This is a genomic window from Paenibacillus sp. FSL R5-0810 (assembly GCF_038002285.1).
Lineage (GTDB): Bacteria > Bacillota > Bacilli > Paenibacillales > Paenibacillaceae > Paenibacillus_AQ > Paenibacillus_AQ lactis.
In genome coordinates, this window is sequence record NZ_JBBOCF010000001.1 from 1,446,700 (window position 1) to 1,470,086 (window position 23,387).

The 23,387-nt window shown below is 53.1% G+C and carries 16 protein-coding genes; 15 read left to right on the forward strand and 1 reads right to left on the reverse strand.

Annotation, left to right across the window (positions count from 1 at the left end; translation table 11 throughout):
• Window positions 1-74 precede the first annotated feature (74 nt).
• The 11 genes from MKX76_RS06585 to MKX76_RS06635 all read left to right on the forward strand — a co-directional run bounded on the left by MKX76_RS06585 (window position 75) and on the right by MKX76_RS06635 (window position 16,481).
• A complete protein-coding gene (locus MKX76_RS06585; protein ID WP_007128253.1) occupies window positions 75-1,073 on the forward strand; it encodes a hypothetical protein in 999 nt (332 codons plus the stop codon).
• Window positions 1,074-1,298: 225 nt separating this feature from the next.
• Window positions 1,299-2,261: an ABC transporter permease gene (locus tag MKX76_RS06590; RefSeq protein ID WP_028405132.1), complete on the forward strand. Its 963-nt coding sequence runs from the start codon at window positions 1,299-1,301 to the stop codon at window positions 2,259-2,261.
• A gap of 20 nt (window positions 2,262-2,281) precedes the next feature.
• Complete coding sequence (locus tag MKX76_RS06595; protein WP_028405131.1) at window positions 2,282-3,166, forward strand: carbohydrate ABC transporter permease; 885 nt, start codon at window positions 2,282-2,284, stop codon at window positions 3,164-3,166.
• A gap of 118 nt (window positions 3,167-3,284) precedes the next feature.
• A complete protein-coding gene (locus MKX76_RS06600; protein WP_213615532.1) occupies window positions 3,285-4,880 on the forward strand; it encodes an extracellular solute-binding protein in 1,596 nt (531 codons plus the stop codon).
• 325 nt (window positions 4,881-5,205) lie between these two features.
• Entirely contained in the window at window positions 5,206-7,530 is a 2,325-nt protein-coding gene (locus tag MKX76_RS06605; RefSeq protein WP_007128249.1) for a helix-turn-helix domain-containing protein, read from the forward strand.
• 262 nt (window positions 7,531-7,792) lie between these two features.
• Window positions 7,793-10,393 carry an exo-rhamnogalacturonan lyase family protein gene (locus tag MKX76_RS06610; protein ID WP_007128248.1) on the forward strand — a complete coding sequence of 867 codons (2,601 nt, stop codon included), beginning with the start codon at window positions 7,793-7,795 and terminating at the stop codon, window positions 10,391-10,393.
• Window positions 10,394-10,474: 81 nt separating this feature from the next.
• Window positions 10,475-11,245, forward strand: coding sequence for a DUF1961 family protein (locus tag MKX76_RS06615; protein ID WP_007128247.1), 771 nt, complete (start codon window positions 10,475-10,477; stop codon window positions 11,243-11,245).
• Window positions 11,229-13,487, forward strand: a complete 2,259-nt coding sequence (locus MKX76_RS06620; RefSeq protein WP_007128246.1) for a rhamnogalacturonan lyase — start codon at window positions 11,229-11,231, stop codon at window positions 13,485-13,487. The genes MKX76_RS06615 and MKX76_RS06620 overlap by 17 nt, the downstream gene beginning before the upstream one ends.
• A 101-nt stretch (window positions 13,488-13,588) precedes the next feature.
• On the forward strand, window positions 13,589-14,386 hold the full coding sequence (locus tag MKX76_RS06625; protein ID WP_007128245.1) for a polysaccharide deacetylase family protein: 798 nt from the start codon (window positions 13,589-13,591) through the stop codon (window positions 14,384-14,386).
• Window positions 14,387-14,462: 76 nt separating this feature from the next.
• Window positions 14,463-15,743: an FG-GAP-like repeat-containing protein gene (locus tag MKX76_RS06630; RefSeq protein ID WP_007128244.1), complete on the forward strand. Its 1,281-nt coding sequence runs from the start codon at window positions 14,463-14,465 to the stop codon at window positions 15,741-15,743.
• Between the two features lie 117 nt (window positions 15,744-15,860).
• Entirely contained in the window at window positions 15,861-16,481 is a 621-nt protein-coding gene (locus MKX76_RS06635; RefSeq protein WP_007128243.1) for a flavin reductase family protein, read from the forward strand.
• A gap of 515 nt (window positions 16,482-16,996) precedes the next feature.
• Here the strand turns inward: MKX76_RS06635 and MKX76_RS06640 are convergent.
• A complete protein-coding gene (locus MKX76_RS06640; RefSeq protein WP_007128242.1) occupies window positions 16,997-18,025 on the reverse strand; it encodes a LacI family DNA-binding transcriptional regulator in 1,029 nt (342 codons plus the stop codon).
• Between the two features lie 382 nt (window positions 18,026-18,407).
• On the opposite strand from MKX76_RS06640, the gene MKX76_RS06645 reads away from it, so the two are divergent.
• The 4 genes from MKX76_RS06645 (at window position 18,408) to MKX76_RS06660 (ending at window position 23,299) form a co-directional block, all read left to right on the forward strand.
• Window positions 18,408-19,457 (forward strand): 2,3-butanediol dehydrogenase, encoded by a 1,050-nt coding sequence (locus tag MKX76_RS06645; protein ID WP_007128241.1) that lies wholly within the window; start codon window positions 18,408-18,410, stop codon window positions 19,455-19,457.
• Between the two features lie 278 nt (window positions 19,458-19,735).
• A complete protein-coding gene (locus MKX76_RS06650) occupies window positions 19,736-20,695 on the forward strand; it encodes an ABC transporter permease (RefSeq protein ID WP_007128240.1) in 960 nt (319 codons plus the stop codon).
• A 40-nt stretch (window positions 20,696-20,735) separates the two neighbouring features.
• A complete protein-coding gene (locus MKX76_RS06655) occupies window positions 20,736-21,632 on the forward strand; it encodes a carbohydrate ABC transporter permease (protein ID WP_144878312.1) in 897 nt (298 codons plus the stop codon).
• 74 nt (window positions 21,633-21,706) lie between these two features.
• A complete protein-coding gene (locus tag MKX76_RS06660; protein ID WP_144878313.1) occupies window positions 21,707-23,299 on the forward strand; it encodes an extracellular solute-binding protein in 1,593 nt (530 codons plus the stop codon).
• The last annotated feature ends 88 nt before the right edge of the window (window positions 23,300-23,387 follow it).

Here is a 23,387-nt window from a genome sequence, read left to right on the forward strand (position 1 = left end):
GTCGCTTTACTTTTCGATTCGGGAGATAGAATGGGATACACAATTAGCGTGTGTAAGGAGGTAAGTGATCCAGCATGAGGTATGATCGCACAACAGCTTTGAAAGAGAGGCAGGTTTCACAATGGTCAACCATGAGGCGCAGATATGGCTATGGAGCTGCCATATCGGTGATGCCGTATTTTCTGATTAAAATCGCTTGGACGCTAGGGCTATTCATTCCGACTGAACAAATGGGCGACACCAGTTGGCGAGCAATCAACGCAGCTACCGCCATAATAGCAGCGATCGGAATCCTGCTTGCATTAGCATTCAGCATGCCCTGGGGGGCGCGTCTGCCTGCATGGCTGGTTGCCATCCCTGTATGGATAGGTACCGGTCTGCTCGTTCCTATGCTGCTCTTGGCTCCGGTACTGGGCCCGGCTGCCATGCTTCGGGATCAGGAGGCAGGTGCCGCCGGCGTATGGGCCTTGGAACAATTATTCGTTATGCTATCGCTGGTTGGCGTCAGCATTTGCCTTCCGCTCGCCATGGCAGGATATGCAAGGTCACGCTGGCCGGAGGCTTTCGGCAATTCGATGGATTATAGCCAATTGCCCGGGAATACCTTGAGGCTGCAGCAAATCATGGGGAGACTTGTTGGCATAGGATGTATCCTGCTTGGCATGATCAAGGTATTCTGGGCGGCGGGAGGGACGATCGGCATTGATCCGGCCAGATTGGAAGAGCGCGACATGTGGTGGCATCTGCTGACGTTAAGCACGGGCGCATGGTCCTTCGCCGGAGCATGGGGATTAATTGTCCTTACTTCCCGCAGCAGATCACGGCGGTTTGTCCCCCGGATGGCAGCCGTATGGGTATCTTCAGGCATGTTATTTTCGTATAATCTCTTCTCTGCGATTCGCACGGATTCCCAGCTCTCACCTGAGCACCCGGTGCTTCGGATGCTGACCACGCAGGCCGGGATCATCTTCGGCATCGTGATGGGAATGATGCTTGTATTGGTGCTGCATGATCGGCGGCAAGCCATGAGTGAACAGCATCAGGTTCTATCGAGTGAAAATGAAGCGATCTAACACTTTCGTGCGCTAGAGAAGCTGGTGGCCTCGTCAAGGTTACCAGCTTTTTTATGTTCGGAAGTCTTTTGACTCTTTTGCACACTTTGCACTTTCTTTAAGAATGCCGATCGCCACGGCTCTTTCAGCCTTCAAAAATGTCTCATTGCCGGAAAAGAAAGCGCTGCTGCATAATAAGGCCACACCGCTCGCGAGGCGATGAACGACATATGGAGGTGGATGATGATGAAGCAAGCTACGGCTCAAAGGGACTTCCCGCAAACGTCCAAGCAGGCGGATTACCGCACGAGCTTCGCGGCAAGGCTGCGCAGGGACAAATGGCTCTACCTGTTGCTGCTCCCAGGCTTGCTTTATTTTTTGGTATTTAAATATGTGCCGATGTGGGGGGTATTGCTGGCATTTCAAAACTATCAGCCGTTTACCGGCTTTTTGAAGAGCGAATGGGTGGGCTTCGAGCATTTCCGCCTGTTTTTTAATAACCCCGAGTTTTTTATGCTGCTGCGCAATACGCTGCTGTTATCGTTTTATAATCTCATTTTCTTTTTTCCCGCTCCGATTATATTGGCGCTCTTGTTAAATGAGGTAAGGCTTTCGTTCTTTAAGCGGACGATTCAAACGATGATTTATGTACCGCATTTTATATCGATGGTAATCGTAGCGAGTTTGACGTACGTGTTCCTGACCACGGAGGGCGGCACGGTCAACGAGCTGCTATACCAATATACGGGGGAAAAAATCCAGTTTCTGTCCGATCCGTCATGGTTCCGTCCCGTCATCATTTTGCAGACGATCTGGAAGGAATGCGGCTGGGGAACGATCATTTTCCTGGCGGCGCTGTCGGCCGTCGACGTGGAGCAATACGAGGCCGCGACGATCGACGGGGCGAATCGCTGGAGGCAGCTCTGGCATATCACACTGCCAGCGATTCGCAGCACCATCGTAATTCTTCTGATTCTGCGTATGGGCAGCGTGCTGGACAACGGCTTCGAACAAATTTATTTGATGTTAAATCCACTCAATCGCTCGGTAGGCGAGGTGTTCGACACATACGTTTACGCGATGGGGATCACGCAAGGCGCCTTCAGCTACAGCACTGCCGTCGGGCTGTTTAAATCGGTCGTTGGCGTAACGCTTGTGCTTGGCACGAACTGGCTGGCGAAAAAATTCGGCGAATCCGGGCTTTATTAAGAAGAAAGGGGAAATGATCCATGGCCAAGCAATACAGAACAGCGGCAGGCGTCACGTTCGACACCGTCAATTATATCGTGCTCACAATGTTCGGGCTGGCTGCCGTGCTCCCTTTCGTTTACGTCATCGCGGGCTCCTTCGCCTCGGATGCGGAGCTGACGTCCAGGGCGGTGTTTTTCATACCCAAAACATTTACGTTAAATGCCTACGAGTTTATTTTTTCCACAGGCACGATCGTGAAAAGCATTGGCGTTTCCGTGTACGTGACCGTGATCGGCACGCTCGTCAATTTGTTTTTTACGGTAACGATGGCCTATTCCTTGGCAAAGAGAGGATTGTACGGCCGCAATCTGGTGCTGAATCTCGTCATCTTCTCCATGCTGTTCGGCGGGGGCATGATCCCGACTTACCTCGTCGTCAAGGAGCTGCAGCTGCTGGATTCACTCTGGGCACTCATGCTGCCGGGGGCGATCAGCGCGTTTAACCTGATCATCGTCAAAAACTTTTTTCAGGAAATTCCGAAGGAGATCGAGGAGGCCGGCCGCATCGACGGCTGCTCCGAGCTTGGCCTCTTGTGGCGGATCGTGCTGCCGCTGTCGATGCCTGTTCTCGCCACATTTACGTTGTTTTATGCCGTCGGACATTGGAACGATTTCTTCTCGGCACTGCTGTATATCAACGATCCGGAGAAATGGCCGCTGCAGGTCATGCTGCGCCAGATCGTTTTGCTATCGCAAGCGGCTGCAGGGGATCTGAACTCGATGGACCCTAACTTTGTGAAGCCGCCGGATCAATCGATCAAGATGGCTGTGATCGTTGTCGGCACGATCCCGATCCTGTGCGTGTACCCGTTCCTGCAAAAGCATTTCGCCAAAGGCGTCCTGCTTGGCTCCGTGAAAGGGTAGAGCTTTATTTTCCAAATGTGTGAATCCGCGTGGCTCTGTTAGTTATACCAGCAAGATGGGGTTGCTTGGAGCTCGCGCGGTTTGTAATAGGATTCTAACGATAAAGGGAGGCTATTTAATGAAGAAAAAGACAATGAAAGCGAAGCGTGCTTCCACATTTCTTATTCTAGGCACGATGTGCATCGTATTGCTGGCCAGCTGCTCGTCCACCAAAAGCAGCGGGGGCACGGACTCAACCAACAGCTCGACTGCAGCTCCGCCTGCAAGCGCTTCATCAGGTTCGCAAGAAGCGTATAAGCTGAACATTATGCTCCCGATTTTTAAAACGAACTATCCAAAGGATGATAGTCCCGTAGCGGCCGAGCTCGAGAAGCTGACGGGCACGGACATTCATTTCGAATGGGTGCCCAACGCTTCGTATGCCGATAAATTCAACATTACCCTGGCGTCGGGCAATTTGCCGAAAATTATTTACGTGCCGGACTCGAAGGGGCCAAGCTTCGTTAGCGCGGTGAAATCGGGGGCGTTCTGGGATTTGACCGACAAGCTCAAAAATTATCCGAACCTTAGCCAGGCCAGCGAAATCATCCTGAACAACTCTTCGATCAACGGCAGAACGTACGGCGTATATCGCGGGCGCGAGCTTGGCCGTAACGGCGTTTATTACCGTAAGGATTGGCTGGAGAACGTCGGCCTGGAGGAGCCGAAAACGATCGATGAATTTTACGATATGCTGAAAGCGTTCAAAGAGAAGGATCCGGACGGAAACGGCAAGGACGACACGTATGGTCTGGTCATGGTCAAATGGACGGCCGGTTGGGGAGCGGGCTTCGACCAGATCAAGCTGTGGTTCGGTGCGCCTAACGTTTGGGGGGAAAAGGACGGCCAGCTCGTGCCGGAGTTCGAATACGACGAATACTTCGAAGCGCTGAAGTTCATGAAAAAGCTGTATGACGAAAAGCTCGTCAACCAAGATTTTGCCGTCATGGACTCCGCGAAATGGACCGATCCGCTCGTTAACGGTCAGGCCGGCGTGATTATCGACGTCGTGGACGGCGCGGCTCGAGTCGACGACAAAATCAAAGCAGCGAATGCAGCTGCGGGCAAAGACTCAAGAGAGCATTACATGGACGTGTTCGGAGCGGTAGCCGGTCCGGATGAACAAATTCGTACCCTGCCTACCTCCGGATTCGCCGGTCTTTTGGCTATTCCGAAGTCGAGCGTGAAGACTGAAGAGGAGGTCGACCGCATATTGAAATTCCTTGACCAGCTGAACGAGCCTGAATTACAGACGCTGACCAGCTTCGGGCTTGAAGGCGTGCATTATACTAAGATCGATGATCAGACGCTGGAAAGAAGCACGGACGCTGTGCTGCTCGAATCGGAAGTCGAAGGGCTTAACCAGATGGTGCCTTACATTCCGGAAGGCAAGGGGCTGCAAGTGGCCCAGACCCCGCTTCGCTTGAAGCAAACGGAGGTTCAGCTGAAAAACCGGGAAACGATCGTCGCCAATCCGGCGGAACCGTTCATTTCTGAAGTATACTCGCAAAAAGGGCAGCAGCTCGGAAATATTATTAACGACGCCCGCATTAAATTCATCGTCGGCCAAATTGACGAGCAGGGCTGGCGCGACGCAATCGAACTGTGGAAAAAATCCGGCGGCGACGATTACGTTAAGGAAATCAACGAGCTGTACGCGGCATCCAAATCCTAAGCAGTCCATAGTCGTGTCGCTCCAGCGAAAAAGAGGCCTCGTGGCCTCTTTTTCGCAATAGAATGTAACCGTTCAACTTACCCGAAACTTGAGAGTAACCGCTTTGCATCCAGAACTCCACGATGTGGAGTTATTTGAGATTCCTCGGTTTTTTGAACAAATTACCCTGAAAACATGCAGGCTTTATGGGGAGGTCCGCGTTATGCTAATGAAAGGAAACGGTTTTATTTCGCGGTTATTGAATACGCTTACATATCTGAAAGATCAAAGGTCCGCCTGACGTGGGAAGGCAAAACTAATTTTAGATATGGTTGGTGAGCTGACGATGAATGGATGGAAGACGTTATTGGCCCGCTTATCCGGCAGATCCGGCAGCTTCTACAGGAAAACCTTGATCATGTTCCTGTTCGTTGCCGGCATTCCCGGCATCATAACAGGGGTTCTCGTGTACTCCATGGCGGGGGGAAAGCTGGAAAAGGAGCTGTTGAACCTCCATAATAACCAGATTGAGCAGCGGTCGCAGAATCTCAATAAACAGCTGTCCAATCTCGAAATGATGCTGGCGCATTGGGCGTTCGATACGAGCTTCGATTATTCGCTCAGCGATCGCGACTTCGTGCGCGATTTCGAGAAGACCCGCGATATTACGAATACGCTGCTGGTGATGCAGGGCTCCAATACGATGATTCGCAACGTCAGCCTCTATTTGCGCGGAAGTCAGCCGGTATTGTTTTATCCGGAATACTCTGCTTTGCATGACGGAAGTGTCATATCGCTTTACGATCGTCTCCTTGACGCGGGAAAAACGACGTATTGGACACAGCTGGCGCTTGACCCTGATCAGCCGGGAAAACGGGAACTGACGTTTGTGCATCTCGTTCCCGGGGGCAGCCCCAAACCGATCGGTGCCCTGATCGTCCGCTTGGACAACGATCAGGTCGCGGAGGCGCTGCGGACCATTACGCCTTATACCGACGGCGAGAACTTTCTGATGGAGCCGGCCGGGCAGCTCTACGTATCCGCCAACGGGAGTACGATCGACTCGACGTTTGTTATGGCAGTCAGGAGCGAGATCGAATTGAACGGGAGCACGGAAGGCTCGTTCCTGTACGAATGGAACGATAAAACCTACGCGGTTACATACGGTTATTTCGCACGAATCATGGACAGCTGGCTGTACGTGTCAGCCTCGCCGATCACCAATATCACGGCGCCGGTTGTCTTTATATCCAAAGTCATTTTGACGGTCAGCCTGAGCGCTCTCTTCCTGGCGGTGCTCCTTGCTTGGCTTGCATCGAACCGTATGTATTCGCCCGTCAAACGGCTGATGATGGATTTGCTGCCTAGTGCCTCCTTGATAGGCGGAAGCCGGGAGGACGAGTTCACGCTGATCGAGCGGCAATGGCAGCATTTAAACCGGGAAAGCCGGGAGCTGAACGCCAAGCTGGTCGAGCAGCTGCCGCACGTGAAGGAGAGTTTTCTCCATCAGCTGCTTCAGGGCTATTTGTACGCATATACCGAGGAGGACCTTCGGTCACGGATGGAGCGGTATAAATGGCAGGTGCGGGGCAAGCAGTTTGTCGTGCTGTACGTACAGCTTACCGGAATCGCCAGCATGGAAGGAAAATTCAAGTTTGGGGACGAGGGACTGGTCACCTTTGCGTCCGTCAACATGATCGAAGAGCTGGCGGATTCCTATTTCGAGCAAAGCAGCACGATCAATTTCCACGATCTCGGATCGGGCGTGCTGCTGATCTTGCCGGAAGGAGAGCCCTGTGCGGAAACGATCAAAGCATTCAGCGAAGAGCTTGCGCGGACGATTAACCGGCTGCTCAACATGGTGGTGACCGTAGCGATCAGCCGGGCTGTCACCCGGGCTAGCGACATACCGCTCGCATTCGAGGGCGTGAAGCACGCGGCCAGCTTCCGCAAATTCGATAACGACAACCAAATCATCGAGATGGAGCAGCTGGACTTTGAGGATTCGTCCGAACCGCAGTACCCGTTCACGCTGGAACGGGAGTTTCTTCAGGCGCTACGGACCGGGCAGGAAGCGGACGCCAACGCCTTGCTCGTCGAGTTCCAGAAAGCGTTGTCCGTGAAAGAGGCCAAAGCGATCGACGTCCAGCAGGGGATGCTTCATTTGCTGGGTTCCGTCCAGCATGCAATTCTTGTATCCGGCATTCAGCCAAATCGTCTGTTTAAGGGCGCCAACCTGTATGAGCAGCTATCTCAGATCAAAGAGCCTGCAGGCGCCCGCGAATGGTTCCAGATGAAGGTGATCGCACCTTTCATGAAGGAGCTAACAAGCAGGACGGATGGCCAGGTCAAACGGCTGATCGAGCAAGCCATGATCTATATGCAGCAAAACTATATGCGCGACATTTCGCTCGACAATTGCGCCGATCACATCGGCACGAACCCGTTTTTCCTGAGCAAATCCTTCAAGCAGGTGACCGGCAAGAACTTTATCGATTATTTGACCGAGCTGCGCATGGAAAAAGCGAAGGAGCTTCTTCGGGATTCGGAGATGAAAATCAACACGGTCGCTGAACAGGTCGGATATCGGCACAGCTATTTTAACCGGATCTTTAAAAAGCTTGAGGGCATGACCCCCACCCGTTACCGCGAGCTAAGCCGGGCGGAGTAGGAAGCAAGCTGCGTAAAAGACACATCGGGGAAGAAGCCGGCAGTGGTTCATCATGCGAACGCTGCCGGCTTTGTTGCGAAGCGAAGGGCCTGTGAGAAGCTCGTTTAGCCTTCGCGTGCAATAAAGTGCAATCTTTTAGAAATCGTGCAATTTCGGCCGGAAGAGGTCATCAAGAAAGTGTCATTGCCGGGAAAACCTCAGCTCACTACAATAAGGGCGTTGAAGAAGTCGGAAGTGAGCAAAAACGTTAGGAGATGATTCCATGAACGACACGCGGGTACAACTGCGTTGGTTAAAGGCAGCCACGCCTATTCCGGCAGGGTTGACGTGGGGGATGCCGTGGAAGGAAGGGGAGCTTTCGCGGGACGAGCGGCTGTCGCTGCATATGGAAGGCGGCACCGCACCTGCGCTGCAGAGCTGGCCGACTGCATATTGGCCGGACGGCAGCGTGAAATGGACGGCGCATGCGGCCGCTTTTCCGGCTGGCGCTCCTGATGGGTGCGCGGTAGTGAAGGCAGAACCCGGGCTATTGCCAACATCAGCTTCGCTGTCGGTGCATGAGACGGAGAACGACTTTACGATCGACACAGGCGTCATTTCCTTTCGGGTACCGAAAACAGGCAGCCGTATGATCGCCGATGTTCAACACAACGGTATCAGCATAAGCTCCTATGGCGAGTTAATTGCCATCAAGGAGAGCGTAAGCGAGCTGACCGGCAGCCGAACGATCCGGCAAGAGCGATATCAATCCCGGATTTACGAGGCGAAGGTGGAGCAAGTAGGCCCGGTCCGAGCGGTCATTAAGCTGACGGGGCGTCACCGTGCCGTCAATGGAACCGGAGAATGGCTGCCATTTTCGCTTCGCCTGTACGCCTACGCGGGACTGGAGTCGCTTCGGGTCGTGCATACGTTTTTTTATGACGGCAATCCGAATCAGGATTTCGTGAAGGGACTCGGCATCCGTTTCGGGCTGCCAATGCGCGGGCCGCTCTATAACCGCCACGTCCGGTTCGCGGGCGACAGCGGTTTTGTAAGCGAATCGCCGAAGACGCTCCATACGCGGCGTACACATGGCAAATATTTGGAGCTGTTCAAGCGTCAGCTCAATGGGGAATTGCTGCCCGATGAAGACATGGCCGATGAATACTTCATGAATCTGCTGGACGATTCCGCGTGCTGGGACGGCTATAAAATGGCGCAGCTCTCAGCTGACCATTACCTGATGGCCAAGCGGACCAAGGCAGGGTGCAGCTGGCTCAAATCCGCCGAAGGCCGGAGAGGGCGCGGGGTCGCGTATGTCGGCGGGCCAGGCGGCGGCCTGGCTCTTGCGATGCGCAATTTCTGGCAGAAGCATCCTTCCGGCATGGAGGCACACGGTCTCACGGCGGACGAGGCCCAGCTGACCGCCTGGTTCTGGTCGCCGGAAGCTCCCGCCATGGACATGCGCCATTACGATACGAGCACGCATGTTGAGTCTTCCTACGAAGGCGCGGAAGAGCTGCGCGCAACGTCTTACGGCGTCGGCAATACGAGCGAGCTGACGATCTGGTGCCGGGGGGCGACGCCGTCGCCGATTGAGCTGGAAGCCTACGCGAGCTATAACGATTCGCCGCCGCTGCTTGTATGCGAGCCGGCTTATTTGCGGAGCCGGGGCGCTTTTGGCATCTGGAGCTTGCCGGACCGGGGAACGCCCATTAAGGCCCGTCTCGAAGAGAAGCTGGACGGGATCATCGCCTTTTACCAAAGGGAGGTAGAGCAGAGGCGCTGGTACGGCTTCTGGGATTACGGCGATTTCATGCACAGCTATGACCCTGCCCGCCATGTCTGGAATTATGATCTCGGCGGCTGTGCGTGGCAAAATACCGAACTGGTCCCGAACATGTGGCTGTGGCTGATGTTTTTGCGTTCGGGACGCGAAGATATATTCCGGATGGCGGAGGCGATGACGCGCCATACAAGCGAGGTTGACGTCTACCACTTCGGTGAATACGCAGGCCTCGGCTCCCGGCATAACGTCGTCCATTGGGGCTGCGGCTGCAAGGAAGCCCGGATCAGCATGGCCGGCTTGCATCGCTATTATTATTATTTGACGGGGGACGAACGAATCGGGGATATGATGGATGTGGCCAAGGACGCCGATTATACAACCGTTCATATCGACCCGATGCGCGCCTATTTTCCGAAGGACGAGCATAAGACGCATATCCGGGTCGGTCCCGATTGGGCGGCCTTCAGCTCCAACTGGATGACCCGCTGGGAGCGTAAAGAGGATCCATTTTACCGTGACAAACTGCTGACCGGCATTCAATGTATCAAACAGGCGAATTTCGGTCTGATCTCCGGTCCGACTTACGGTTACGACCCGATAACCGGCGTGCTTACGTCGATGGGCGACGACAACTGGGGACGGCATCTGGCGTTATGCATGGGCGCACCGCAAGTGTGGTTCGAGCTGTCCGGCATGCTGAAGGATAAGCAGTGGGATGAGATGATGGCTGATTTTGGTGTGTTCTATAATCTCACGCAAGAAGAAAAGGATCAAATTACCGGCGGTGCAATCAGCACGAAGCGGTTTGAGCACCCTGTCCTGACACTGGCCCTCGTCGCTTACGGCGCTTGGTACCGAAAGGACAGACGTACAGCCGATTTTGCCTGGTCGACGCTGCTGTCACATCCTTTTGCTACAACAGATCTGGAGAAAGACTCGGCTGACGTTACTTACGCCGGCGAGCTGAAGGAGATTGACTGGATGAACACGAACGAGGCGTCGCAGTGGTCTTTGAACACGATCATCAGCCTGGAACTGATCCCGGACGCACTCCCGGGCCATACGGTATCGGAACGGCAACAAGCCAAGATATAAAGAAGCCTGGTAATCGGCACGTCCGCCCTGCAAAATAGTTGGCAATCCGCCCGTGGCTGGAAGAAAGGAGCATTACTTAAGATGAAACCTCATCAATCAACCGAATCAGGAGTTCCGGCACCGGCCGATAGCTCGCTTATTCCTGAAGGCTGGAGGGAGATATACGTGAACCCGCTAGCCGATCCCGAGCATGTCGCCGATTTTCGATTGGAAGGGAATGCCTCTGTCACGTTTCCTATGGGGCGAATGCGACTCGAGAGCATCTTGGATGAGAAGGAGGGACAGCGCGCCAATTTCGTGCTGTGGTGTCTTGAGGATTTTCCGGCAGACGCCGCAATTTCTTGGGATTTTTGGCCGGTGCGCGAGCCGGGCTTGGCCATGATGTTTTTTTGCGCAACCGGAACGGAGGGGCGTGATTTATTCGATCCTTCGATCAAGCCCCGGACGGGGGAATACGACCAGTACCATCACGGCGAAATGAATGCCTTCCATATCTCTTACTTTCGGAGGAAGTGGACGGAAGAACGGATGTTTCACACATGCAATTTGCGAAAAAGCTACGGCTTCCATCTGGTCGCTCAAGGGGCGGATCCCATCCCTGGCGTCATGGACGCGGTTGGCCCTTACCGGATGCTCATCGTCAAGGATAAGAACCGCATTACGTTTGCCGTTAACGACCTGCCGGTGTTCTCATGGGAGGACGACGGTCAGACGTACGGACCGCAACTCGCCGGCGGCAAGGTTGGTTTCCGCCAGATGGCCCCGTTGATTGGTGAATATGCAAATCTAACCGTGTATGCCGCAGGCAAATCATCAATTGAGAGGGGGCCTAATTATGAAAACCGACCATGATCAGTACAAAAATGAAACAAGGAATCAGTCCGAGGTTCAGCTGGAATACCTGGGTCGCGGGCTGGTTGCAGCTGTCACATCCGAAGGAGTATTTCTCAGCTGGCGATTGCTCGGGAATGAAGTGAGCGGCTTTAGCAGTAACGGACTGACCGGAACTGATTTTAACCTGTATCGAGATGGCAGCTTGATCGCAGTTGTCTGCGACAGCACCAATTATTTGGATCCCGGCGGGACGCCAGACTCGGTTTACTATGTTTGTGCCGTTGTCGACGGTCAAGAGGTCGACCGAAGTGCCGATGTCAATCCGTGGGAAGGTCCGTACTACGAAATACCCTTGCAAAAACCGGCTGACGGCATAACGCCGACCGGTCAAACCTTTACATACTCGGCGAATGACATGAGCGTAGGGGATGTAGATGGCGACGGCGAGTATGAGTTTTTTGTCAAATGGGACCCTTCAAACGCGAAAGATGTATCGCACTCCGGCTACACCGGACAGGTGTATATCGACTGTTATAAGCTGGACGGAACGCTGCTATACCGGATTGACCTAGGCGTGAACATTCGGGCAGGTGCCCACTATACGCAGTTTCTGGTCTACGATTTTGACGGAGACGGGAGAGCCGAGCTCATGTTTAAGACCGCACCCGGCACGAAGGTCATCCGGTACAATCAGGCAGGTCAGAGCACCACCGAAACTTATGTAACGATGCCGCCTGAGGATATCGCTGCCGGATACAGCCATTCGGACGACTATCGAATGAGCAGCGAGGATTACTATAAGCATATCGTCTCAGTGTTCATGCGCTGGCACTCCCATGAGGAGGTGGTGGCCGGACGATGGCCCTCCACGCTGGAAGAATGCTTTGGGATCGAGCAACGTTACGATTACCCTTTGTCCAGGGGGGATGCGGAACGGCTCGCCGATTACTTCCTCGATGTGTATGCTCCCAGTCGGAGTGGCCGCAACAATTTGCGGTCATTCGAGGGATTCGTTCTTGATGGGCCTGAATATTTAACCGTATTTTATGGGCATACGGGCGAGGAATTGGAGACGATCCCCTATAAGCCGGGGCGGCATGATGACGGTCTGATGTGGGGGGATTATGCTTGGAACCGCATCGAGCCCGGTAATCGCGTGGACCGATTTCTGGCAGGCGTAGCCTATTTGGACGGCAAACAACCGTTTGCGATCTTTGCCCGCGGCTACTATACCAGGGCCGCCGTCGCAGCCTATTCCTGGGATGGAAAGCGCCTTAAGGAGAAGTGGTTCGTCGACAGCGGCTGGGTTTCGATGAATAACCCTTTTCATGATACGCTTGGTCTAGAGGACGGCCGCAGTGAGAAGTTCGGCAGCCTCGCTAAACAAGGCGCGCATTCATTAAGCGTTGCAGATGTGGACGGAGATGGCTGCCACGAAATTATATACGGGGCGGCAACCATCGACCATGACGGAACGATTTTATACAGCTCTCGGGCTGAAATGCCCCCGGAAAGCAAGGAGCCTGGCGCAATCTCCAAGCTGGGTCACGGCGATGCACTTCATGTAGCGAATATAGATCCGGATCGGCAAGGGTTGGAGATATTTATGGTCCATGAAAGCGGCGCATCGGGACCCTACGGATATACGCTGCGTGATGCGGCAACCGGCGAGGTGTTATACGGCGGCTTCGCAATCGATGACGTTGGGCGCGGAATGATCGGGCAGGTTGAACCGAATCATCGCGGCCTTCAAACATGGTGCAGCGAAGGTTATGAAAGCGATGAAGCGTTCGGCTTGATGACATGTACGGGAGAACGGATTGCGGCACAGGTACCGGGCACGAACATGAGCATCAAATGGTCGGCTGATATGACCACACAGATCATCAACGGCAGATTCGACGAGCCGGTTACGATCGACGACTGGAAACGAGGCAGGCTGCTTACCGCAGAAGGCGCGGTTTCCAACAACGGTACGAAGGGAAATCCATGCCTTGTTGCGGACGTGTTCGGAGATTGGAGAGAGGAGCTGTTGGTTCGAACAAAGGATAGCTCGGCGATCCGTATCTACTTGAGCACCGAAGTAACGGACCGAAAATTGTATACGTTGATGCATGATACGCAATATCGGACAGGAATTGCATGGCAGAATGTCGTATATAACCAGCCAAGTTATACAAGCTTTTATTTTGCATCCGATATCGATTGGGGAATGGTGCCTGTTCCGCAATTGTATCTTCCCCGCGCAAGGCGAAGGTAATCGGCCCCCGTTACGAGGGGGATATTTCGTTCACGAGGAGTATATCTCGTAATGGAAGCATAATCCGTCACGAGGAGCATATCCGATGAGGAGGAAACAGGATGACCAAAATTATGATGTGCTTTCCTGGAGGGAGGCACAAAGCCCTGACATTGAGTTATGACGACGGACGATTTGCCGATCGGCGGCTGGTGGACATCTTGAACCGGCATGGGCTCAAAGGAACTTTTCATATCAATTCCGGGCTGCTCGGAACGCCGGACAGGGTGGGGGCAGAAGAGGTCAGAACGCTTTATGAAGGTCACGAGGTATCGGCGCATACGTTGACCCATCCGACGATCGCTCGCTGTCCGAATGAGCAAATCGTGCATGAAGTCATGGAAGACCGGCGCATTTTGGAGGGTATCGTAGGGTATACGGTTCGAGGGATGTCGTATCCGAACGGCTCTTACAGCCGCAGAATTAAAGAGATGCTGCCGGGCCTCGGGATAGAATATGCGAGAGTCGTTGCGAGTTCAGGGCATTTCGGAATGCCGGACGATTTCCTGGAATGGCAGCCGACCTGTCATCATAATCGTGATTTGATGAAGCACGCCGAGACCTTCATGAGCCTGCATAAAAAGCAGTACTTGTATCTGATGAACGTATGGGGGCATAGCTACGAATTCGATCACGATCAAAATTGGGAACTTATGGAACAGTTCTGCGCTTATGTAGGAGGTAAACCGGAAATCTGGTATTGCACGAACATCGAGTTAGTCGATTATACGAAAGCATTCGAAGGACTGAAGTTTGCAGCCGCGTTGGATTTCGTCTATAACCCGTCAGCATTAAGCGTTTGGTTGGACGTGGATGGACAGATTGTCGAAGTGAAAGGCGGAGAGCAGATCAAGCTTTAGCGGGAGTGCCGAAATGGCAGTTGGAGGGAGCTTTTGAGGATTTTTCATGATCATTCATCAAAAGGAGGGATATCGGATGAACCAAGGGAAGGCAATTGATCCTTTGCTCATCGGGAGGCTGGATATTCGGGCAGCAGGTCCGCGGTGTAAAATGCTGCTTGGCGACTTAAACGGAGACGGCCGGATGGAGATGCTGCTCGTTCAACCCGACAACCGCCAGGACGTGCGTTACATTCCCCATCAGGTGCAGTGCCTCACTGCGTACGATTTGGAGGGGAATCTGCTGTGGCAAACAGGCAAACCGGATCCTGGCGCCGGCAGTCAAGGCTCGGATTATCCCGCTCAAATTGTCGATATCGACGGAGACGGTCATTTAGAGGTGTTATGCGTTATGGAGAACCGTCTCTTGGTCATTAACGGGTACGACGGAAGCGTCAGATCATCGCATGAGCTGCCGGATCCGGAGGCGCATGACTGCATTATCGTTGCGAATTTGACGGGAAGCCCGCATACGCGGGATATCATCCTAAAGGATCGTTATCGCCGCATGTGGGCAATGGACCATCATTTCAACATCCTATGGACGCATGAGGGCAATCCGGGCCACTTCCCTTGGGTCTACGATTTGGACGGGGACGGGTATGATGAAGTGATGGCCGGTTATACCTTGTTGGACCATGACGGCACGCCGTTATGGAGCTGCCGCGATTTGGATGACCATGCCGATTGCATTTGGATCGGCGACGTGAACGGCGACGGAGACCCGGAGATCGTGATCGGAGGCAGCGTCACGGTCATGTATGACCGAAACGGGAGGGAGCTATGGCGATACGAAGGCTCCATCGAGTCGCAGCACATCGCGCTCGGTCGCTTCCGAAGCGACCTGCCTGGATTGCAAATTGCGGGGCTGGACCGGCTTGTGAGAGAGGACGACGGGAAGGGTTTGGTCGGCAAGGACGCCTTATTCCTGCTCGACGGCAGCGGCCGGGAGGTTTGGAAAGAAGACCGCAAAACACCAGGCTGGCTAACGATTATCGAGCCTTTGCGCGGATGGGCGGAAGGAGCCCTGGACTATATATTGGCTTATCGGCGCGGTGGAGGGGTCCTTCCCACCTTGTATGACGGTCACATGAATGCAATCGCGGAGTTTCCTGACGAGGGATATGCCGTCCATGCCGACTTATGGGGAAGCGGTATGGAGCAAGTCATTATTTACAGCGATGAAACAGCGTCTATCTATTCGAGCAAAAGTGCAGATTTAAGCGAGCCTGCTTCGGGTATTCCTTTGCCGCAGACGAAACGGCTGTCCAGCTCGACCTTGTATCCGGGCGGGGAAGTTCCGCTGTTCTCTAGTTGATGTGGCGAATCCCCGGTCCAATTTCGAGATCTTGCGGTCTTATTCCAAAACCCTATCTTCCATAAATGGTCTCGTGATACATTACTTAAAAATCATAGTGGAGAGAGGGTGTCTGTCATGCATAAAGTAATCCAGCCCAAAATCCTATACTTCGGCACTTCGGTCGTATTGATCAGCACGGTCAACGAAGACGGCACGCCCAACCTGGCTCCAATGTCTTCCGCCTGGTGGCTCAATCAATCATGCATGCTTGGGATGAGCAGCAAATCCCAGACCGTTCAAAATCTGATCCGTGAGCGCGAGTGCGTGCTGAATCTTCCGTCGGTTGACTTGATTCCCGCAATCGATCAATTGACGCTATTGACCGGTCGCAATCCTGTGCCGGAATCTAAAGCCGAGAGGGGATATCAGCATGAGGCGGATAAGTTTGGGATCGCCGGGCTAACTCCACTTCCGTCCGAACTCGTTCACGCACCGCGCGTCAAGGAATGTCCCATCCACCTGGAAGCCAGGCTTGTGAAGGTCCACCCTTTTGAAGAACCAAGTTCGCTTGTTGCCATGGAAGTTTACATTGAAAAAGTGCATATCGAAGAAGGGCTTCTTATGGATGGAGAGTCCAACTATATCGATCCTTCGAAATGGAATCCGATGATCATGAATTTTTGCGAATATTTCGGGCTAAGCGAGCAGCTTTCTGCATCGAAGTTAGCGCCGGTATTCGGACCTCGGTCCGTATAAATGAAAGATCACGATCATCGAAGAATCAAGGAACCCGTACAAAAAGAGTTGAGCAAAAAGGGAAGCTCCAAGGATTGCGTTACACATCGTGGCACCCTCACTTCCCGGGTTCGCCTGTTCCGCTTATCCAGAGCCGGCAGATGAGGCTCCGTGGAGCAGCAAACGCGTCGCCCGCGTCTGGACCGAGATAATGCGCAGGCTGGGTTACCTTATTGAGAGGTTTACAGAATATGACGGATGGCCGAAGAATACGAATGAAAATCCCCGAGATCGGAGCAGTGAGAGTCATATGATTGCCATGTCAAATCCAGACACACTCATCGATGATCTACGGCTACTTATTAGCAAGCTTCTCTGACACAGCATAGTGAGAAAAAGCACATTTGGTCTCGCCAAATCGCTTGGAAAGGGAACAGAGATCATTTCTCGAACCTTACTCAAGCAATCATAGAACAGACCGTGCAGCAGCTGCTGCACGGTCTTTCTTATTGTTCACACGCAAGTTCGTCATATCTTTATTCCTCGGCGGTGGTTCGGGTGATGGATACGCTAGACTCCCGCACGATCAGTCGGGGTTCGAACTGAACGCGTTCGTAGCCGCCGCTTTTCCGTTCCCGCAAACGCTTCAAGAGCAGCTCCGTGGCAAGCCGCGCCACCTCGTCACCCATAATGGAAACAGAGCTGATCTGCGGCGTAGTAACCGTGGTCCACGCGTTGTTGTCGATGCCCACGACAGCGACGTCTTCCGGAACCTTGATCTTCAATTCTTTAAATCGGTTAACAATGCCGATGGCGACCATGTCGTTGACGGCATAGATCGCGTCCGGCATATGTTTAAGCCCGTAGAAGTAATCCGCCGCGCGGACGCCTGTCTCGAAAGAGAAATCTTCTCCGAAATAAACGAGGGAAGGGTCGACCTTATTCAACGACTGCTCATATGCCCAGTAACGTTCTTCGATTTTATCCTTTGGCGCGCCGGCATAAGCGATCCGCGTTCTCCCGATCTTGATGAGATGCTCCATGACAAGTCTGCCTTCCTGCCTTGCGAGGCCGACGATATCGGCCTTGTACTCATCGCCGAGCTGCTTGCCATAATTGATGATGGATACCGGAAGGCTGGATTTGCTAATCAGATCTCCGAGCGTTTTAGGGTAAGCGAGCGGCATGATGATCAGCCCGTCCACGTGCAGCTTCTTGATATCCCGCACGATTTCGAGCTCGTTCCGGGCGTTGCCGGCCGTATTAATCTGAACAACCCGATACCCGTGCTGTTTGGCAGTCTGTTCGACCGACCAGGCGATTTCCGGGATGATGGCGTTCCGGATGTCCGGGACGGCCAAGGCGATTTGATACGTCTGACGGACCTTTAAGCTTTGAGCTGACGTATCCGGACTGAAGCCGATTTCTTCGATTACCTGCATGATCATGGCCTTTGTTTTCGGACTGATTCCTTTGCTGTTGTTGATGGCTCTGGAGACGGTGGCAATACCGACGCCTGCTTTTTTGGCAACATCCTCAATGGTTACTTTTTTTGAATTCGTCATAATCCTTTAACCCTTTCTCTATCGGAAACGTTTCCTGTATGAGTACGAAAATATTGGATGATTGAGGCAATCACCTCTATTATAGCATGCATGCTTCCTTATTTCCTAAAGACGGGGGAGGATGGGGAGTTGGGGGATAAGAAGGTGTTTTGAAGATGACAATATAACTTCACGGCGATTGTCGGCGGTAATTGAGATCCATTGGAATACCGGGAAACTGCGATTTATGGCATGCTACAGACAAAGAGCCTTGACATGCTATATCACCTTTCACAATTCAAGGAAGAAGATTTGACAGAATAGCGAAACTATGACATATTTGATTTCGGAAACGTTTCCTATTTCATTCTTTTATTTTCGAACTCATAAGGAGATGAAGACGATGCAAGCACTGCGCTGGCATGGTGTGAAGGATCTGCGGCTCGAGAACATTGAGGAGCCTCAAGCAACGAAAGGTAAAGTGAAAATCAAGGTGGAATGGTGCGGTATTTGCGGAAGCGACCTCCACGAATACGTAGCCGGACCGATTTTTATACCTGAATCAACCCCGCATGCGCTTACCGGAGAACAGGCACCGGTCGTTATGGGCCATGAATTTTCGGGCCAAGTGGTTGAAGTCGGGGAGGGAGTAACTCGCTTTAAAGCCGGCGACCGCGTCGTCGTAGAACCTGTTTTTTCCTGCGGGACTTGCGAGGCATGCCGTCAAGGTAAATACAATTTGTGCGAAAAAATGGGCTTCCTGGGCCTGGCCGGCGGCGGAGGCGGATTCTCCGAGTTCGTCGCAGCGGATGAGCATATGGTGCACAAAATTCCCGACAGTGTTTCGTATGAGCAGGGGGCATTGGTTGAGCCGTCGGCCGTTGCCTTGTACGCAGTACGCCAGAGCCAGCTGAAAGCCGGCGATCGCGCCGTCGTGTTTGGTGCCGGGCCGATCGGACTGCTTGTCATCGAGGCGCTGAAGGCTGCAGGCGCTTCGGATATCTACGCCGTAGAGCTGTCCGAGGAACGGAAACAGAAGGCGACGGAGTTAGGGGCGATCGTGATTGATCCGAAAGCCTGCGATGTCGTCGAGGAGCTGAAGCAGCGCACCGGCGGGGGTGTCGAGGTCGCTTTCGAAGTGACCGGCGTTCCTCCCGTTCTCACTCAGGCAATCCATTCCACGAAGATCGGCGGGCAGATTATGATCGTCAGCATTTTCGAAACCTCTGCGCCGATCATTCCGAACGATATTGTTATGAAAGAACGGAGCATCACCGGCATTATCGGCTATCGTGACGTGTTCCCGGCCGTGATCAGCCTGATGGAGAAAGGCTTCTTCCCGGCAGAGAAGCTCGTTACGCAGAAGATTAAGCTAAATGAAGTGGTGGAGCATGGATTTGAGGCGCTGCTCAAGGAAAAGAACCAGGTAAAGATTCTCGTCAATGCCCATTAATTCAAGGCTCGCGAGGTAATACGATAACAGAAAGACCGCTTAACAACGCGGTCTTTTTTTCATTTCTCCCAATCTTTTAAATGATTAGATCTTGACGATCCAGGGAATCGAACCTAGAATGTGTTATAACAACTATGAAATTACATAACAACATATCATAACAAATACAGGAAGGGGATGATGAATTGCTGAATTCAGGAGATGAACATCTGTGTTTCTTACGCTGACAAAAATCTCCGCCGCGTTTACCTTTTTCAAGAAGGAGGTCATGGCCACAAATGGACGCTCGCCTATCCTCGGCATCCGCACAGCCCGTACAGAGGCCGAGCAAATGGAAGCATGTCAAAAAGCAGCTGAAGCGAAATGTCGGACTGTATCTCATTATTTCTCCGGCGGTACTTTACTTCTTGATCTGGCACTACTGGCCGATGTACGGCGTTCAAATCGCGTTTAAGGATTTTATGCCCGGACTAGGCATTTGGAACAGCCCATGGGTCGGCTTGGAGCACTTCGAGCGGCTGTTTGATGCGTATTACTTTTGGACAATTCTGAAAAATACGATCGGCATCAGCCTGTATGGACTGCTCGTCGGCATCCCGGCACCTGTTCTCTTGGCGCTGCTCTTCAATGAACTGCGGAGCCGCAAATTCCGCTCATTCGCCCAGACCATCTCCTACGCTCCTCACTTCATCTCCGTCGTGGTCGCAGTCGGTATCCTGTTCTTTTTCATCTCGCCGACGAACGGCGTTTTCAATTCCATTCTGGTTTCTCTCGGGAAAGAACCCGTCGATTTTTTAGCCGAACCATCTAACTTTTGGCATTTGTATGTTTGGTCCGGCGTGTGGCAGGGAATCGGCTGGTCGTCACTCATCTACAGCGCTGCGATATCCGGCATATCCCCGGATTTATACGAGGCGGCTTACATGGACGGTGCCAGCAAGTTCCGCCGCATCTGGCATATTACGATTCCCGGAATCCTGCCGACCATTGTCATCTTATCGATTTTGAGCGCCGGAAGCATTATGAGCGTCGGCTTCGAGAAAGTCCTGCTGATGCAAAACCCGATGAACCTGGAAACCTCTGAGGTTATTTCGACTTATATGTACAAAAGCGGGCTGATTAACACCCAGTACAGCTTCTCCGCGGCAGTCGGCCTGTTCAACAACGTCATAAACTTCATGATCCTGATTATCGTCAATGCGGCAGCCCGCAAGGCCGGGGAAACCAGCTTATGGTAGGGAAGAATGCCGACTGTATGTTAAGGAGGGAACCTATGTCGTGCTGCTGAACATCAAACGAACGCCTGGCGAGAAAATCGCGGATATCGTCATTCTGGTGCTCGCCGTCTTGGTCACCGTCATCATTCTGTATCCGCTCGTGTTCGTGCTGTTTGCTTCATTCTCCGATCCGCGTCAAATCTGGGACAAGCCGCTGCTGTTATATCCGGCCGGCTTCAATCTCGATTCGTATGCCAAGGTGTTTGAGAACGGCGAAATATGGCGCGGGTACCTGAACACCATCCTGTATGCCTTCCTGGGAACTGCCATCAACCTGATCATGACGGTGCTCGCCGCCTATCCGCTGTCCCGCAAACGGTTCTACGGTAAAGGTCTGTTTACGATGCTGTTTGCGTTTACGATGTTTTTTGGCGGTGGTCTGATTCCTCTGTATTTGGTCAATAAGCAGCTTGGGCTGCTGAACACGGTATGGGCGCTTGTGCTGCCGGGGGCGATCAGCGCCTACAACATGATCATCATGCGCACCTATTTCCAGACGCGGATTCCGATCGAGCTTGAAGAAAGCGCCTATGTGGACGGCTGCGGCGATTTTCAGATGCTGTACAAAATCGTGCTCCCGCTGTCCATGCCCATCATTGCCGTCATGCTTCTGTTCTACGGCGTCGGCCATTGGAACGCTTACTTCGATGCGATGATCTACTTAACGGATCGGGAGAAGTTTCCGCTGCAGCTTATTTTGCGGGAAATTCTCGTGCAGAACGATTTCAAGGAGATGGCCGGCATATCGGTCGGGGCTGAGTATGCGGACCAGATGATGGTGAAGGAAGGGCTGAAGTATGCGATTGTCGTCCTGTCCGCGCTGCCGCTGCTTCTGTTGTATCCGCTGCTGTCGCGTTTTTTCGAGAAAGGCATCATGGTGGGAGCGATCAAGGGATAACACGGGGATTCAAGCAGGAACCGCCCGATTTCTTGGCTTGGACCTCATAAAGATGGAAAGAGGGGATTGTTGATATGAGAAAAAGACTTCAATTTCTGCTTGCCTTGACCCTGACATTCTCTTTGCTCCTGTCCGCCTGCGGCGGGTCCGGGAGCGAGGCTTCTCCGGAGCCTTCCGATACCGAAGGGGATCCGGGAAGCATTACACTGCATATCGTGAAGCGCGGTTATACGGATGTTCATCCTCCGGCCGATCAGCTGTGGATGTGGCAAAAATACGAGGAGATCTCCGGCATTAAGGTCGAGTTCGAGGAACTTGCCGGCGCAGCCGTAACGGAGCGGAAAAACGTCATGCTCGGCTCCAACGATCTTCCCGATGCATTTTATCGCATCGCCTTCGGAACGGACGAGCTGATGAAATACGGCAAACAGGGATTGTTCATACCCCTTGAGGAATTGATCGAGGAGCATGCACCTAATTTGCGAAAGCTGCTGAACGAGAATCCGGACATCAAGGGAGCGATCACGATGTCCGACGGACACATCTACGCGCTGCCCTATGTCGACTTCTCGAAGGCATTTAATTCCGTCCGGTTATATATCAATAAATCCTGGCTGGATGAAGCCGGACTTGACGTTCCGAAGACGACCGCAGAGCTCCGCGAGGCGCTGAAGAAGGTAAGAGAGAAGGATGATTCCCGCCTGGGCTGGGTCCTTGAGACGCAGTATTGGACCTTCCTGGAAAGCTTCCTCGCAGGCAGCTTCGGCATGGGAGAAGGCGGCGCCAAGGCGTTCGGCCAATATTTGTACAAGGACGCCGATGGACAGGTGAAAACGACGTTCAACGATCCGAAGTACCGGGAGCTTCTGCGGTATATGAGCGATTTGTATAAAGACGGCTCGCTTGCGCAGCAAAATTTCACGACCGGCTACGACTACGCCAAATGGTCGGCGGACGGCGCGAGCGGAAAGATCGGCTCCTTCGTATGGGAAGGCCCTGGATATATCGGCAAGGAGGCTGCCGAGCAGTACGTTGGCATTAACGCGCTGGAAGGACCGAACGGGGACAAGGTTGCCGGCACGCTCGGACCGCCTGCCAAAGGCATATTCGGATTCATCATAACGAACAAAAACAAGCATCCGGTCGAAACGATCAAATGGATCGATTACTTCTACGGCGAGGAGGGCATCAACTTCGGCACCTTCGGGTTAGAGGGCGAAACATACGATCTTGTAGACGGCAAGCCGAGGTACAAGGAAGACATCTTGAATTATAAGGGAGGCGTGCAGCTCGGGGCGTTCCAATACGTCGACAATGTGTACGGTGCGTATTACCCTTATGTGGAGCCGGACGATGAGCTGCGGATGGCTGCAAGAGGGACAACGGTAGCCGACGAGATTAAGGCGGACCCGGCTGAGCTGGATGAATTCGCCCCGAAGGAGCTGTGGCCGGATTTCGTGCCGACAGATGAGGAAGCGAACACGACGAGCGCAATCTTGACCGATATCAATAAATATATCCAGGAAATGAGGGTCAAGTTCGTGACGGGGAAGGCCAGCTTAGATACCGATTGGGACGGATACGTCAAGACGCTCGACAAGATGGGGGCCAAGGAGTACCTGGAAATCAAGCGTGCGCAATACGAACGATATTTGAACGTCAAATGATCCTATGGCATTGTTCACGAGCGATTGCCGAGACTGCTGTGTAAACGATCGCTTGCCCGGTATGGGCGTACGGCAGCGGGCGATTTCC